Below are 13,906 nucleotides of genomic sequence, written 5' to 3' on the forward strand. Positions count from 1 at the left end.
AAACCAGCTTCACGGCCTCGTCTTTGTACTCAGGGGTGAAGTCCCGACGTGATCTTGCCATAGTGAACATTCTCTCTTGTGAGGTGTCCACTCGACGGGGTCAGGGCCATGGTGGCCCCAGGTAGCCCCGTACCGCACCGTTATTCGGCTCAGCGTTCCGACTCCAAGCCCGTGTTTTTATCAGCCTCCTTGTTCTCATCCAACTCGACATAGGGAGGATTGCTCCGCATTTGCGTGATCCTGCGAACACGACGCTCGTCGGCTTCGGCCTGCTCGCGGGCGCGCCGTTCCGTCTGACGACGCCGACGCTCCTCGCGCTCCTGCTCCTCGGCCCGGCCATGCTTGGCATCTCGTTCCGCAGTCTCCTGTCTGGCCTTTGCTCTCGCCGCTGCGCAAGCGGCTCGAAACCTCTTGCGTGGCCCTAGCTCAAAGTCCTCGTCAGCATTACCGCTCTCGTCATTAGTTGCTTCGTACGTCCAGACGAGGATTGTCTCCCACCGCTCCCGCAGCGCGGCGGCGTTGTCGGCGGCGCGCCGCTTGAGCTGCTCGGGCAGGCACTCCTGGTCCACGTCGCCGGCGGCGAACGAGCCGAGCGCTTCTGCTTCACCGGGATCGGCCAGCGCATACCCGCCGCTGGTCCGCACAACCTTCGCAGAGTGGAGAAGGGCTCGGAACGTGTCCTCGAAGACGGTGCCCGTTGCTGGCAGACTGTCGAGGCTGTCCAACGCGTCGGCGAGATGGTCGGCCCATTCGGCGCGACGCCTGCGGCGGCTCTTGAAGCGGCGTAGGCGCCCACCGGCGAGTTTCCCAGCCCGCGTGACCAACGCGTCACGCCGTTTGCTCTGCGCTTCCACTATGGCGGCGAGGGTGAACTGGGACCCGAGGACGGCGGTTCCGATCGTCGAGAACTCACCCAATGCCCGACAGGTGATGTCGTTGGGCAAATCGCCACTTTCATTCGTCAACCCGACGTGCTCGTACTCAGAACCGGCGAACCGGACGCTGCCGCAGGCCTCGGTAAGACTCATATGGGCGTCGCGCAGGAACTGCCGTCGCGCCTTCTCAGGGACCAGCGCCTTGGCCAGCACGCCAAGCACGTGCTGCTCGTAGTCGCGGGCCAGACGGCGGGCCTCCTGCTCAGCGACGGGGTTAGTGATCTTCATCATGGAGAATCCTCTCGGCTGTTTCGCCCCGGCGGAGCGAGTGGTCAGGTTGGCGGTTCATCCGCCGTAGCTTCGGTCGCCGCGTTGCGTAGATAAATGCCGCTCGCGCGCAGGCGTGAGTTTCACGGGTGTCTCGCGCTTCCGGCGCCTCGGGAGGCGCGTGTTATCGTCGTCGATTTCGTCGAGCAGTTCCATGAGCTGCGGGATTGGCAACTCGTTGGCGTCGGCTGGTGCGGCGTTGCGCAGCTCGCTGATCTCCGAGGCCAACTCCGAGACCGCGGAAGCGGTGTACTGCTCGCCCAGGTCGGCGGCATCCCACTGGTAGCTGTGACCTTGGAGCTGGTACGCGAGGTCACCGCGGTGCTGAAGCGCGCGGATGCCGATCATCGCGCAGCGCCGTGTCCAGCCCGGCAGGGACAGGAACAGGCCCTGCATGAGCACGCCCTCCAAACGAGACAACAAAATCGACCGGACACGCAGGCGGGAAACCGCAGCACGCGCGGGTGTTCCAGCGAGCTGTGGCTTTGCAACCGCCGATCGTCCGAGCACCGAGAGAACCTCGGACGCGAGATCGATCGCAGGTGCCTGAGTGGCGAGAGCAGATTCAACCTCAGTTACCGCGGGCACCAGTGTTACTGCTCCGCGCTGCTTGCCATCCAGCGCTGCGGTGATGCACTCGTGTGTGAAGTCAGAGGACAGCGCCGATGCTTTGCGACGTCGGAGCCTGCCCGGCTTGCCGTCCTCGCCCGGCAAATCGCGCGTCTTGTACGTGATGCCGACAGCGGCGTCGCCCTGCTGCTTCCCGCGCCTCCCGTTACTTTTGACTTCGTGAGACTGCCAGACGACCTCTACGTCGCGAGCCGCGCACGCCGCGATGAAACCGTCGAAGTCGGTACTTGACGCATCGGCGAGGGCATCGGTGAGGGCATCTCCAAGCTGTTGTTCAAAGGCGGGCATCTCGCCGCGCCGCGCCTGCCACTCGCTCCCCGGCTGTTTGGGCTCGTGAGCGAGGACTTGCATGCCCTCGTCTGCCATCAGCTCATCGTTGGCGCGCTTGACCTGCCAGTGGACGCGGTAGTCCCGTAAAGCCTTACCAGTCGCGTAGTCGTGATTCAGGACCGTGACGTGCGCGTGCCCGGCACCGCCCTTGGAGTCATTATGAACGACAACCAAACATGGGGAGTGAGGGTGCATCCTCTTCGCCAGCAGGAACCCGAGATCGCCGACCCTCCGCAGGTCGTCCTCGTTGTTCACGTCCAGCTCGTCCGGGCTGAATGACAACACGTACGATTGCGCCTTCACTCGGCGACCCTGCTGCTTGGCAAGCTGGTCGCCGAGCACGACGAACTCCTCGACACTCGCGGCGTCGCAATAGAACCCCGGCGCGAGCCGATCGGTACCCTCGGTCAGGTGATCGTGGCGCTTCTGACCGACACCGACTGTGAGGTAGTCAGCGCGGACCTTGAGATCGTAAACAGGTGCGACAGTCGTGATGCTCACGGCTCTTGCCTCCCGAGCAGGGTCGCCATCAGGTCGTGCTCGCGCGCGACCCTGGTGACGAGCGAAGCGAGCACTCCCAGGTCGATGACGCCACGGTGATGCAGGCGAACCTCCTGGTTCAGTAGTACGCCCACGCGCTTTACCTCGACACGCGCGGCGTCGAGAATCGCGAGCTGCTCCACTGTCAGACCCTGCACCGCAGCACCGGTGCCTGCGGTCGGGGCTGTATCGGTGTGCCGCGCCGCGGAGAGTGCCGCCCTTCGGACGAACGCTGATGGGACGAACTGGTGCCGCGCAGCGGCCTGCTGGATCTCGGCGCGCTCGGCGGTGCTGAGCCGCACGTCGAGCCGGGCCGATCGTCGATTCGGTCTGGCTTGGTTCGATGCGCTGGTCACCTGTCCGCCTTCTGTCGAGTAGTGAGTGTGCGTGGTGCTGTGATCTGGTGGACGCAAGCAGGCGTTTCGTCGGACATCGCTTCGCTCGTCCGTCTCAACGCCGCTTGCGAAGGGGAGAGCTCCGCCCTTCCCCCTCGACCCCCAACCCAACCTGCGGCCTCATTCGGTCTCCGATGCTGCCGCACCCGAGAACTCCCCCGGCGTAGCGCGCTCACGGTCCTGCCCGGCGCGCCGGGCAGGACCGTGAGCGCGCCCGATCCCATCGGAAGTTGGCGCCGTATCCGCCGAGTTGTGACGCGGCTAAGAGCCCGCATCGACTTCAGCGGCTCTATCGCGCATTTGCACCAAGGCCCTCAAGTGCATCTGATATTCCCTGTTGTCCTCCGCCAGTTTGTTCAGCTCGGCCCTGTGACTGACGTATACGTTTGGGTAACGCTCCCGTACTTCGAACGTGGTGAGCTTGCCGTGCATCACGTCCAGCTTTATCTGACGCAAGGACGGTTGCCACGTTTGGCCTTCAAGAGCAACCAACGCGTCGATGTCAGCACGCCAGTCGTACCCTTCCGATGCGAAAATCTGGCTATCCGGGTAGCGGTACTTTCCTAGGCTCTGCTGATTGGTGTGTTCGTGAGTGAGATACCGCACTCCCCTCGCAAACGAATGCGTGTCGCCCTTCCGCCCGATGAACGGTTTGACGATCACGCTAACCGGAAAGTACCCGCCGACGGTTTCGCCCGTGCGCGGACCCCTGAGCTGCAAAATGCCGTGCCCGTGAGTCTCACCTGCGTCATGATCGTGTACGGCCCCAGCGAATCGAATAACGTTCGGACGGTTACAGGCTTCTTCGATGTGGTGCTGACGCAGCAGGTTCGATACAACGAGGAAACGCTTGTGAGGCAGTTGTGGACTGAGCATGTTGGAAACTTCCTTTAGTAGACAACCAGGGAGGCCTGGCACTCCCATGCTGGGCATTCTCTTGGGCTAGCTCCGACGAGCTATTCGGCGTGATCCTGTATCCAGGCGTCGACATCGTCACGTGCGAATCGCACCGTCGAGCCGAACTTGTGCGCTTTTGGACCGGCGCCTTCATGCCGCCATCTATAGATGGTCTGTTTCGGTACAAAAAGCTCGCCCGCCAGTGTCTCGGCACTGAGCCATTTCGCCAGGATTTTTTCGGGGGGTTTCAGGATTGATGTCATGCCTAGAGCTTGGCACGCCTCCGAGTCGAACTGGTCCCTGACCTGCGTTTTCTCGGACAGTATTGGTACTCTACTTTTACAAAATTGCTCGTTTACGTGGATAAAACGCTATAGGCGAACTCACAGGATTTCATCGTCAGAATCGGGGTCTGCGCTGGATTTCTCTAGAGTCATTTGATAGGCTGACCATAACGAAAGAGAGCCATGAATGTCCCGACCACAGCTTGAAGTTGGCACCTGGGGAACGATCAATCGCAAAGATGTTCCCGAGCCGAACGGCTCCTACCGAGCCTTCGCCCGGTATCGGGATATCACTGGAAAGACACGTCAAATCGAAGCTTCAGGTAGCTCGCCCGGAAAAGCCGAAACTCGCCTCAAAGCCAAGTTGAAGTTGCTAAAAGAGTCCGCTACCGGCGGCACCATCAGCGGATCTACGCGAATTGACAAACTGGCGGCACTCTGGCTCGAAGAGCTAAGCGCGAGCACACGAAAACCCCAGACCATCGAGGCCTATTCTTCCTCTGTAAAAAGGTTTGTGCTCGATCCCAAGATAGGCATCGGCAATCTCGCCATCAACGAGGTAGTGGTATCTCGCCTTGATACGCTGGTGAGAACGATTGCCGAAACAACGCCAGCCGGGGCGCGAGCGTGCAAAGTCGTCCTCTCGCAAATGTTCGATATGGCCATAAGACACGACGCAGCGCGAACCAATCCGGCTAAAGCTGTACAGCTCGCGCGGCGAGAGCGACCAAAGGTAGAGGCCTTGAATCTCGATGATGTGCGCGCACTTCGCGCGGCCATTGCGGAGTGGTCAGCAACCCAGGTGAGGGGCAGACACCTCGACCTCGTGGATGCCGTCGACGTCATGCTGGGTACCGGCATGCGAATTGGCGAGCTGCTTGCACTTCGCTGGTCAGACACCGACCTCGGAGCCAAGCCGACTGTGACTGTTAGCGGCACTCTAATCCGGGTCAAAGGAAAGCCGCTTTACCGGCAAGACGAGGCAAAGACCGCAAAGAGCTGGCGCATAATCCCATTGCCGGACCATGTGGTCGAGGTGCTACTGCGACGAAAGGTAGACGCACCAGCCAGCAAAACCGATGCCGTGTTTGCAACACGTAATGGAACGTGGTGGGAGTCCGCGAACTTCCGTCGCACCTTGCGGGCCATGCTAGAGGACGTGGGTACGTTTACTGGTCTGCACCCGCACGCGTTACGCCGAGCGGTCGCTACAATCGTTGACGGCAAGCATGGTATCGAGGACGCATCCCACCTCCTGGGACACTCAGGCATTGCAGTGACCGAAGGTCACTACATTGGCCGACCAGATCAGGCCCCCGATGTAACCGCCACACTCGCAACGCTGTTTGCCGCGAGTCCCCGGCATACGCAGAGCGAAACTGAAAGCACTGGATAAGCGCTGGATTTGCGACTTTTCAACACAAAGTCAAATAACCTTCGATCCAGGAAACCCCTGGTCAAAGGCCATTCTTTCTGTGCACCCCCCCGGACTTGAACCGGGAACCCACTGATTAAGAGTCAGTTGCTCTGCCAATTGAGCTAGAGGTGCATATTCCGTTACTCTCCGACCCGGGGCGACCCGAACCGACTCTAGATACTAACAGCCCTATTGCTCCGGGCGCCAATCGAACCGCAAACCGGTGAGTCGCGCTAAAATAACTAGTCTTGGTCTGTGACCATGCCCCAGAACTACGCCCTCGATGACGACCTCCTGCTCGCAACCGAGCTCGCCGATCTGGCCGATGCGATCTCGCGCGACCGGTTCACCGCGATGGACCTCGTTGTCACGACCAAACCCGACCGCACCCCGGTGACGGATGCCGACCAGGCCGTGGAGCGCGCCATCCGTGACGCACTGTCCGTGCGGCGTCCGACCGACGGCATCCTCGGCGAGGAATTCGGCACCGAGGGCTCCAGCGAGCGGCAGTGGATCATCGACCCGATCGACGGCACGGCCGGTTTCCTGCGCGGCATCCCGATCTGGGGCACCCTCATCGCCCTGGCCGTCGATAACGTTCCCGTGGTGGGCATGGTCAGCTCCCCAGCTCTCGGCAAGCGCTGGTGGGCGCGCACCGGCGGCGGCGCCTGGATGACCGACGAACGCACCCCCGGAGCCGGCCCCGTGCGGCTGCGGGTCTCCGGCGTGGCCGAGTTGGCCGACGCCTCACTTAGCTACAACAGCATCCAGCAGTGGGACCAGACCGGGCACCTCGACGAACTGGTCAGGCTGTCCCGCCAGGTCTGGCGCACCCGCGCTTACGGCGACATGTGGTCGTACATGCTTCTGGCCGAGGGTGTCCTCGACATCGTCGCAGAATACGATTTGCAACCCTACGACATGGCGGCCCTTGCTCCCATCGTGCAGGAGGCCGGCGGCCGGTTCACCTCCGCCGACGGCCGGCCCGGTCCCTGGCACGGCAGCGCGCTGGCCACCAACGGTCTGCTGCACGAGCCGACACTGCTGGCTCTTGGCACCACAACCACCAGAACGGATGCCCCCGCGTCCCCGAACACGTCGGCCCGCTAACCGATGATCCCGCCGCGCACGCACCCCGGAAACCTGCCCCTGCTGATCGCGGCGGCCTGCGTCCTGACCGGCAGCCTCACCGGTTGCAGCGTGATCGGCGACATGCTGCCGACCCCCGTCCGCAGCGTGGCCTCCGTGCCGGCATCCGCTCTCGGGGAGGTCACCGAGGTGACCGATCTTCGTGTCGGAGACTGCCTACGCGAAGTCGTGGAGGGGCTGGACGTGAACGCCTCGGCCCTTCCACTCGTGCCCTGCAGCGAGCGGCACGAGTTCGAGGTGTACGCCCGGTTCCCCGTCGCAGGAGAAACCTTCCCCGGCGACAACGCCGTGACCGCGGCAGCGGAATCCGGCTGCGGGTCGCGGTTCGCGGAGTTCGTGCTGCTCGAGTATCGGGTGTCGAGCCTGGACTTCGCCTACCTCACCCCGACGGAGCAGAGCTGGGCCGGAGTCGATGACCTGAACGACCTCGACGACCGGACCGCCCCTGGCGGCCGCGAGGTGTCCTGCCTGATCACCGATCCGGCCGGCGCCCTGACCGGCACCCTGGCCGGCGCGGCACGTTGACCTGCGGTCGTCTCGCTGCGGGCCCTAATATTCCTGGCGACGCCCCCGAGTGTGAGTTGGCAAGCCCGCGCAGGCACCTACGCCGCCGCGCCGCGCCGATCAGGGGTAATAGGCCCGGACCAGTTATTCAGCATTTGAAATGATACTTTTGAGGTAATCCCTCAATTGCTTGGAGTCAGTATGCTATCCACCCAGTCAACACCCTTGATCGAAGCGACTCTGCCCCTGGTAGGCGAGCGCATGCCCGAGATAGCGAAGAACTTCTACAGCCGGATGCTGACCGCTCACCCCGAACTGTTCGACGGTCTGTTCAGCCGTTCCAACCAAAAGAACGGCTCACAGCAGCAGGCCCTGGCCGGCAGCATCGCCGTCTTCGCGACCTACCTGGTGCAGAACCCCGACACCACCCCGGAGGCCATGCTCTCCCGCATCGCCCACAAGCACATCTCCCTCGATATCCAGCCCGAGCAGTACGACATCGTCTACAAGTACCTCTTCGAGGCCATCGCCGAAGAGCTCAGCGACGTCATCACGGCCGAGATCGCCGGCGCCTGGACCGAGGTCTACTGGCTGATGGCCCACGCCCTGATCAAGATGGAGAAGGGCCTTTACGCCGGCCTCGCCAGCGACAAGCCGCTCGCCCCCTGGACCGTCGTGAAGAAGGAAGTAGCCGGCACCGACGCTGTCACGTTCACCCTCGAGCCGGCCGACGACACCCCCGTGACGCCCGCCCTGCCGGGCCAGTACGTCAGTGTCACGGCCACCATGCCCGACGGCATCCGCCAGGTACGCCAGTACTCGCTGTCGGCCGGCACGGCAACGACCCGCGTCTTCACCACCAAGCTCGACGCCGACGGCGAGGTCTCCCCCGTGCTGCACCGTGACGTTCAGGTCGGTGACACGCTCATCCTCTCGGTGCCCTGCGGCGACATCACCCTCGATCAGGGCACCGGCCCGCTGATCCTGGCCTCGGCCGGAATCGGCTGCACGCCCAGTGCGTCGATCCTGCGCTCCTTGGTCGACTCAGGCTCGAAGCGCGAGGTACTCGTTCTGCACGCGGAGAGCAACCTCGAGCGCTGGGCACTGCGCGACCAGATGAGCGAAGACATCGCACTGCTCGAAGCCGCCGAGCTGGAACTCTGGCTGGAAATCCCGAGCGAGGGCCACCACGAGGGCTTCATGACTCTGGAGAATGTGACGATCCCCGAGGATGCCTCGGTCTACCTCTGCGGTCCGCTCCCGTTCATGCGCAGCCTCCGCTCACAGGCGCTGGAGTCCGGCGTGCCGGCCGACCGCATCCACTACGAGATCTTCGGCCCTGACCTCTGGCTCGCCGGCGTCTGACCCAAGCGCAGTACCCGACCCACGTAACGCGTCGGCGGGGCCTCAGGGTTCGCTGTCCCATTCGGTGCCCTCGAGGTCCCCACGCAGGGTTCCGGTGGCCTCGTCGACCGCCTCGCCGACGGTGTCCGCGAACCGCTCCGGCGGGAACCGTCGGCTGAGGCCGTAGTCGCGCAGGTGGTCCTTCACCGGACCCTTCATCTCGGCGAAGATCAGAGTGACCCCGCGTGACGCGAGGAAATCGTCGAGCTCGAGCAGCTCTTCCAGGGCGGTCGTGTCGATGTCGGTGATCGGCTCGGCCGCCAGGATGACCGTGCGCACGCCGCTGCCTGCCTCGGTGACGACGCGACGCACGTAGTCGTCGAAGATCCCGCCGTTGGCGAAGAACAGCGGCGCGTCGAAGCGCACGATGACGATGCCGGGCAACCGCTCACCCTCGGGGTGCCGGGACAGGTCGTGGTACCCGCGCTGCCCATGGATGCGTCCGAGCTCAGCCCGGTACGGTCGCCAGGCGTGGCTCACGAATGCTCCGAGCGAGAGCGCGATCGCCACCCCGATGCCCTCGATCACGCCCACCACCAGAACGCCGAGGATCGACGCGATCGATAGCGCGGCATCCACCTTGTTCATCCGCACGAGAGCGATGAGGCCATTCATGTCGATCAGCCCCGCCGCGGCGACGATGACGACCGCGGCGATGCTCGCCGACGGCAGGAAGTCGGTGAGGCCGGGTGCGAGCAGCATGAACACCACGATCAACATGGCCCCGACGACCCCGGTGAGCTGCGTGCGCGAGCCCGCGCTCTCCGCGACGGGCGTGCGCGACGACGACGCCGAGATGGCGAAGCCGCCGGACAGGCCGCCCGCGATGTTCGACAGGCCGATCGCCGCCATCTCCTGGCTACCGTCGACATTCTCGCCCCGGCGCGCGGCGAACGTGCGCGACAGCACGGCGGTGTCGGCGAACGCAATCAGGGCGACGCCGAGGGCGGGTAGCGCCAGTGCCGCAACATCCGCCCAGACCAGACCGCCGAGCGCCGGCGAGGGCAGGCCCTGCGGCATCGCGCCGACGACGGGAATGGTGTTCTGGAGCCCCAGCACGGCGGTCAGCACGGTCGCCAGCACAACGGCCACGAGAACACCGGGAATTTTCGACTTGCCCCAGGACAGACCGACAATGATGAACAGCGATCCGAGGCCGAAAAGCAACGCGGTGGGGTTGACCTCTCCCCCGGCGATGCCGCTTCCGATGGCGATCACGTCGGCGATCAGTGGACCCGACTCGATCGAGAACCCGAGCAGCGCCGGCAGCTGGGAAACGATCACCAGCAGTCCCAGGGCGTTCAGGTAGCCGACCCGGATGGGCTTGGAGAGCAGGTCGGTCACGAACCCGAGACGCAGGAGTCCACCCAGCAGGAGTATCAGGCCGACCATGATCGCGAGCAGCCCGGCCAGGGCCACGGCGCGGTCGTCGTCGCCGAGTGCGAGCGGTAGGATCACGGCCGCGATGATCGGCGCCAGGGCCGAGTCGGGACCGAGCACCAGCACCCGCGACGGCCCGAACACGGCGTAGGCCGCGAGGGGAATGATCGTGGCGTACAGGCCCGTCTCCGGTGGGAGGCCCGCCACCTCGGCGTAGCCGATACCCACCGGGATGAGCAGGGCGGTGAGCACGAGACCTGCCCTCAAGTCGGGGAGCAGCCACGCGCGCCGGTAGTTGAGTGCGGTGTCGACGCCCGGCACCCATTTCTTCACCCACGCAGCCGCCATGCAGTTCCTCCCGGCCCCATCTTCCCCCATAACCACGCGCAAAAAGGCCCGAACCCCCGTGAGGGTTCGGGCCTTGCCGCTCGTCAACGTGTGACAGCAACCGATGGTGGAGATGCGGGGAATTGAACCCCGGTCCACTGCTGTGGTCATATGCCTTCTACGGGTGTATCCAGTGAAATCGTTCTACTCGGCCCCGGAACTTGCCACTGGCATCTGATCCGACGAGCCCAGCCCTCGTTTAAGTCCCCCTACACCCCGCGGCTCAGAGTAGGAGCAATCTCTCTAAATGACGTCAGGATCCGGGTAGAGAGCATTCCCGGTCTGGCGGACTTCTTAGTGCGCTCGCTTAGGCAGCGAGGGCGAAGTCAGTGCGGTTTGATTTGGCACTTATTGTTTTGCAGAGATCGTTTACGAGATAACCCTGCATCCTCGACCCGCTTCTCATAATTGCGCAGGCAATGTCGAAACCGATCATCCCCCTGTGCACTCACTGCCGGCTTGCCGGCATTCGAGTGGGTTACTGTCACACGCTGTTGAATTGTCAATCTGCTGCATCGAGTTCTGCACATCCCGATCAGATCGACCGTTTCGTACAGCCCTTTAGCTTACAACACGCAGGGGGCGGATGGCTAGTCGCCCAGGTTCTTACGGGCGGAGATGGCCCGGTCGGACTCGCGCTTGTCTTGACGCTCGCGCAACGTCTGGCGCTTGTCGTACTCTTTCTTGCCCTTGGCGACCGCGATCTCCACCTTGGCGTTGCCGTTCTTGAAATAGAGCCTCAGCGGAACGAGCGTGTAGCCGCCCTCTTTGGTCTTGTGGCTGATCTTGATGATCTCCTGCTTGTGCATCAGCAGTTTGCGCTTGCGCCGCGGCGGGTGGTTCGTCCACGTGCCGGCGACGTACTCCTGGATATGCACGGCGTCGAGCCAGATCTCGCCGTTCTCGATGAAGGCGTAGCCGTCCACGAGCGAGGCCCGGCCGGCCCGGAGTGATTTCACCTCGGTGCCGCTGAGCACCATTCCGGCCTCGTACGTCTCCTCGATGAGGTAGTCGTGGCGTGCCTTGCGATTGGTCGAAACGACCTTCTCGCCAATTTCCCTGGGCACGGCATGCTCCTCAACTCGGTGTGGGTTCGACGCGGTGCCGACCAGCCCATCAGTCTAGCGCGCACTGGGGCGGGTGAGGGGACTGGGTGAGGGTAGGTCAGACCTTCAGATAGCGCGTGATGGCGAATTGCGCGGAAAACGCCGCCAGCACCGCGCCGACGACCAACAGGATCGGAACCACCACCAGGGCGTCTTGCATGCCGACGAGCGAGAAGTTGGTGAGTCGGGCGCCCAGGTAGCCCTGCACGAACCAGTACACGAGGCCGAGCACGGCACCTCCCGCCAACAGCGATCCCAACAGGGCCGCGAACACGCCCTCCAGGATGAAGGGCGTTTGAATGAACCGGTTGGATGCCCCGACCAGCCTCATGATGCCCAGCTCGCGCCGCCTGGAGAACGCGGACAGACGGATGGTCGTGGCAATCAACAGCGCCGCCGCCACGAGCATCAGGGCGGCGATGCCGATCGCGGTGTAACTGGCCACGTTGAGCACGGAGAAGATCTGGTCCAGGTACTTGCGTTGGTCCGCGACGTTCTCCACTCCGGCGATGCCGGACAGGCCTTCCACGAGCACATCCGACTGTGAGGGGTCGTCGAGGTTGACCCAGAAGGTCTCGTTCAGCTGGTCCGCGGTGACGTAGTCGACAACCGGGTTGTCGGCGAACTGCTTTTTGAAGTTCTCGAAGGCCTGGTCGTGGGTCTCGAAGTAGTACTTGTCGATGAACGGGGACAGGGTGGGCGATTCGAGCTGCGCCTTGACCGTGTCGATCTGTTCGGGCGTGGCCTCACCGGCCGTGCACGTTTCCCCCGAGGAGATGGCGGTGCACATGTAGATGCCCACCTGGGCACGGTCGTACCAGAAGTTCTTCATCTGGCCGATCTGCATCTGCATCAAAATCGCGGCGCCGACGAAGGTCAGCGAGATGAAGGTCACGAGCACCACGGAGACGACCATGGAGGCGTTGCGGCGCAGGCCGTTGGCGGCTTCGGAGAGCACGAGTCCGAGTCTCATCGGGTGGGCCCTACATTCTGTTCGCCGGTCTGGTCCGGTTTCTCGCCCGGCGCACGCAGCCCGAGCTTCTCGGCCAGGGTCAGCTGTTCCGGCACGTCGTGGTGGGTGATCGGAAGGGCCGGCCGGGTCATGGCCCGGCTGAGGTCGGTCGTGGGAGCGCCGTCGACGGCATCCGTTTCTGCTTCTGCTTCTGCTTGCGCGTCCGCTTCCGCTTCCGCATTCGCTTCCCGGAGCGATCCGTCGTCACGGGGCAGCAGCTCGGCCGGGCTCTCCGCGGCTGAGAACGATGCTGCGGCGGGCTCCTCGACCGGCACTGCAACCGGCACTGCGGCGGGCTCCTCGACCGGCACTGCAACCGGCACAGAGGCGCGCACGGGCACCGCGGGGAAGGTCAGGGGCGGGTGCTCGACGGGCAGAACCTCGGAAGCGGGCACGTCCGCAGCCGGGGCGAACGCCGATGCCGGGGCCGGGGCCGCAGCCGGACGCGCGATGCCTGACGTTCCGCTGGGCGCCGACGGGGCCGAGCGACGGCCGGTGCCGGCCGTGGTGGTCGGGATGGCCGCGGTGGCGTAGCCGCCCTGGCGCTCGTCGCGCACGATCCGACCGCCGACGAGTTCGATCACGCGGCGCTGCATCTGGTCGACGATGCCGGCCTCGTGGGTGGCCATGATCACGGTGGTGCCGCCGGCGTTGATGCGCTCGAGCAGTGCCATGATGCCGGCGCTGGTGGTGGGGTCGAGGTTTCCGGTGGGTTCGTCGGCCAGCAGGATCTGCGGCTTGTTGACGATGGCGCGCGCGATGGCCACGCGCTGCTGCTCACCGCCGGAGAGTTCGTGGGGCAGCCGCTGGGCCTTCTCGGCCAATCCGACCATCTCGAGGGTGTCGGGCACGGCTTCCTGGATGAACCCGCGCGATTTGCCGATCACCTGCAGGCTGAAGGCGACGTTGTCGAAGACGCTCTTGTTCGGCAGCAGGCGAAAGTCCTGAAAGACGACCCCCATGTTGCGGCGGAAGTACGGCACTTTGCGGTTGGAGATCGACCGCAGGTCCTGTCCGAGCACGTGAATGCTGCCGCTGGTGGGCCGATCTTCCTTCAGCACGAGGCGGAGGCAGGTCGATTTCCCCGAGCCGGAAGCACCGACAAGAAAGACGAACTCTCCGCGCAGCACCTCGACGCTGATGGCGTCCAATGCCGGTCGGTTCGTTCCCGGATACTTCTTGGTGATGGTGTCAAAACGAATCATGGCCCCTTGAGCCTAAGCAGGCATCCTGATAATTCCTACTCCGACATACCGAACCGGCGATAGG

Annotated in this window: 13 protein-coding genes, 1 tRNA gene and 1 other RNA gene; 4 read left to right on the plus strand and 11 right to left on the minus strand. The window is 64.0% G+C overall.

Annotation, left to right across the window (positions count from 1 at the left end; all coding sequences use genetic code 11):
• Positions 1–149: 149 nt before the first annotated feature.
• The 5 genes from E3O67_RS14440 to E3O67_RS14455 form a co-directional block, all read right to left on the minus strand.
• A complete protein-coding gene (locus E3O67_RS14440; protein ID WP_135102999.1) occupies positions 150–1,166 on the minus strand; it encodes a hypothetical protein in 1,017 nt (338 codons plus the stop codon).
• Between the two features lie 54 nt (positions 1,167–1,220).
• The gene (locus tag E3O67_RS14445) at positions 1,221–2,663 is read right to left on the minus strand and encodes a relaxase/mobilization nuclease domain-containing protein (RefSeq protein ID WP_167726670.1); all 1,443 of its coding nucleotides are present in this window, start codon (positions 2,661–2,663) and stop codon (positions 1,221–1,223) included.
• Positions 2,660–3,058, minus strand: coding sequence for a hypothetical protein (locus E3O67_RS17060; RefSeq protein WP_167726672.1), 399 nt, complete (start codon positions 3,056–3,058; stop codon positions 2,660–2,662). Before E3O67_RS17060 ends, E3O67_RS14445 begins: the two co-directional genes overlap by 4 nt.
• 300 nt (positions 3,059–3,358) lie before the next feature.
• Positions 3,359–3,973 carry a hypothetical protein gene (locus tag E3O67_RS14450; protein ID WP_135103001.1) on the minus strand — a complete coding sequence of 205 codons (615 nt, stop codon included), beginning with the start codon at positions 3,971–3,973 and terminating at the stop codon, positions 3,359–3,361.
• An 80-nt stretch (positions 3,974–4,053) separates the two neighbouring features.
• Positions 4,054–4,257 carry an AlpA family transcriptional regulator gene (locus E3O67_RS14455; protein WP_135103002.1) on the minus strand — a complete coding sequence of 68 codons (204 nt, stop codon included), beginning with the start codon at positions 4,255–4,257 and terminating at the stop codon, positions 4,054–4,056.
• 208 nt (positions 4,258–4,465) lie between these two features.
• On the opposite strand from E3O67_RS14455, the gene E3O67_RS14460 reads away from it, so the two are divergent.
• Positions 4,466–5,674, plus strand: a complete 1,209-nt coding sequence (locus E3O67_RS14460) for a site-specific integrase (protein WP_135103003.1) — start codon at positions 4,466–4,468, stop codon at positions 5,672–5,674.
• An 80-nt stretch (positions 5,675–5,754) separates the two neighbouring features.
• On the opposite strand, the gene E3O67_RS14465 is transcribed toward E3O67_RS14460, so the two are convergent.
• Positions 5,755–5,827 (minus strand) — tRNA-Lys (locus tag E3O67_RS14465).
• A gap of 129 nt (positions 5,828–5,956) precedes the next feature.
• Here E3O67_RS14465 and hisN point away from each other — a divergent pair.
• From hisN to E3O67_RS14480, 3 genes are all read left to right on the plus strand, one after another.
• On the plus strand, positions 5,957–6,805 hold the full coding sequence (gene hisN / locus E3O67_RS14470) for a histidinol-phosphatase (protein ID WP_135103031.1): 849 nt from the start codon (positions 5,957–5,959) through the stop codon (positions 6,803–6,805).
• 3 nt (positions 6,806–6,808) lie between these two features.
• Entirely contained in the window at positions 6,809–7,369 is a 561-nt protein-coding gene (locus E3O67_RS14475; protein WP_134432681.1) for a hypothetical protein, read from the plus strand.
• A gap of 180 nt (positions 7,370–7,549) precedes the next feature.
• Positions 7,550–8,713, plus strand: coding sequence for a globin domain-containing protein (locus tag E3O67_RS14480; RefSeq protein ID WP_134432683.1), 1,164 nt, complete (start codon positions 7,550–7,552; stop codon positions 8,711–8,713).
• 42 nt (positions 8,714–8,755) lie between these two features.
• Here the strand turns inward: E3O67_RS14480 and E3O67_RS14485 are convergent, their stop codons facing one another.
• From E3O67_RS14485 to ftsE, 5 genes are all read right to left on the minus strand, one after another.
• Positions 8,756–10,480, minus strand: a complete 1,725-nt coding sequence (locus E3O67_RS14485; RefSeq protein ID WP_135103004.1) for a SulP family inorganic anion transporter — start codon at positions 10,478–10,480, stop codon at positions 8,756–8,758.
• Between the two features lie 104 nt (positions 10,481–10,584).
• Positions 10,585–10,959: a transfer-messenger RNA gene (gene ssrA / locus E3O67_RS14490) on the minus strand.
• 150 nt (positions 10,960–11,109) lie between these two features.
• The gene (smpB, locus tag E3O67_RS14495) at positions 11,110–11,586 is read right to left on the minus strand and encodes an SsrA-binding protein SmpB (RefSeq protein ID WP_134362550.1); all 477 of its coding nucleotides are present in this window, start codon (positions 11,584–11,586) and stop codon (positions 11,110–11,112) included.
• Positions 11,587–11,683: 97 nt separating this feature from the next.
• The gene (gene ftsX, locus E3O67_RS14500) at positions 11,684–12,598 is read right to left on the minus strand and encodes a permease-like cell division protein FtsX (RefSeq protein WP_134432689.1); all 915 of its coding nucleotides are present in this window, start codon (positions 12,596–12,598) and stop codon (positions 11,684–11,686) included.
• Positions 12,595–13,842: a cell division ATP-binding protein FtsE gene (gene ftsE, locus E3O67_RS14505; RefSeq protein ID WP_135103005.1), complete on the minus strand. Its 1,248-nt coding sequence runs from the start codon at positions 13,840–13,842 to the stop codon at positions 12,595–12,597. Before ftsE ends, ftsX begins: the two co-directional genes overlap by 4 nt.
• Positions 13,843–13,906: the final 64 nt, after the last annotated feature.

The organism is Cryobacterium sp. TMT3-29-2 (genome assembly GCF_004564305.1).
Classification (GTDB): Bacteria; Actinomycetota; Actinomycetes; order Actinomycetales; family Microbacteriaceae; genus Cryobacterium; species Cryobacterium sinapicolor.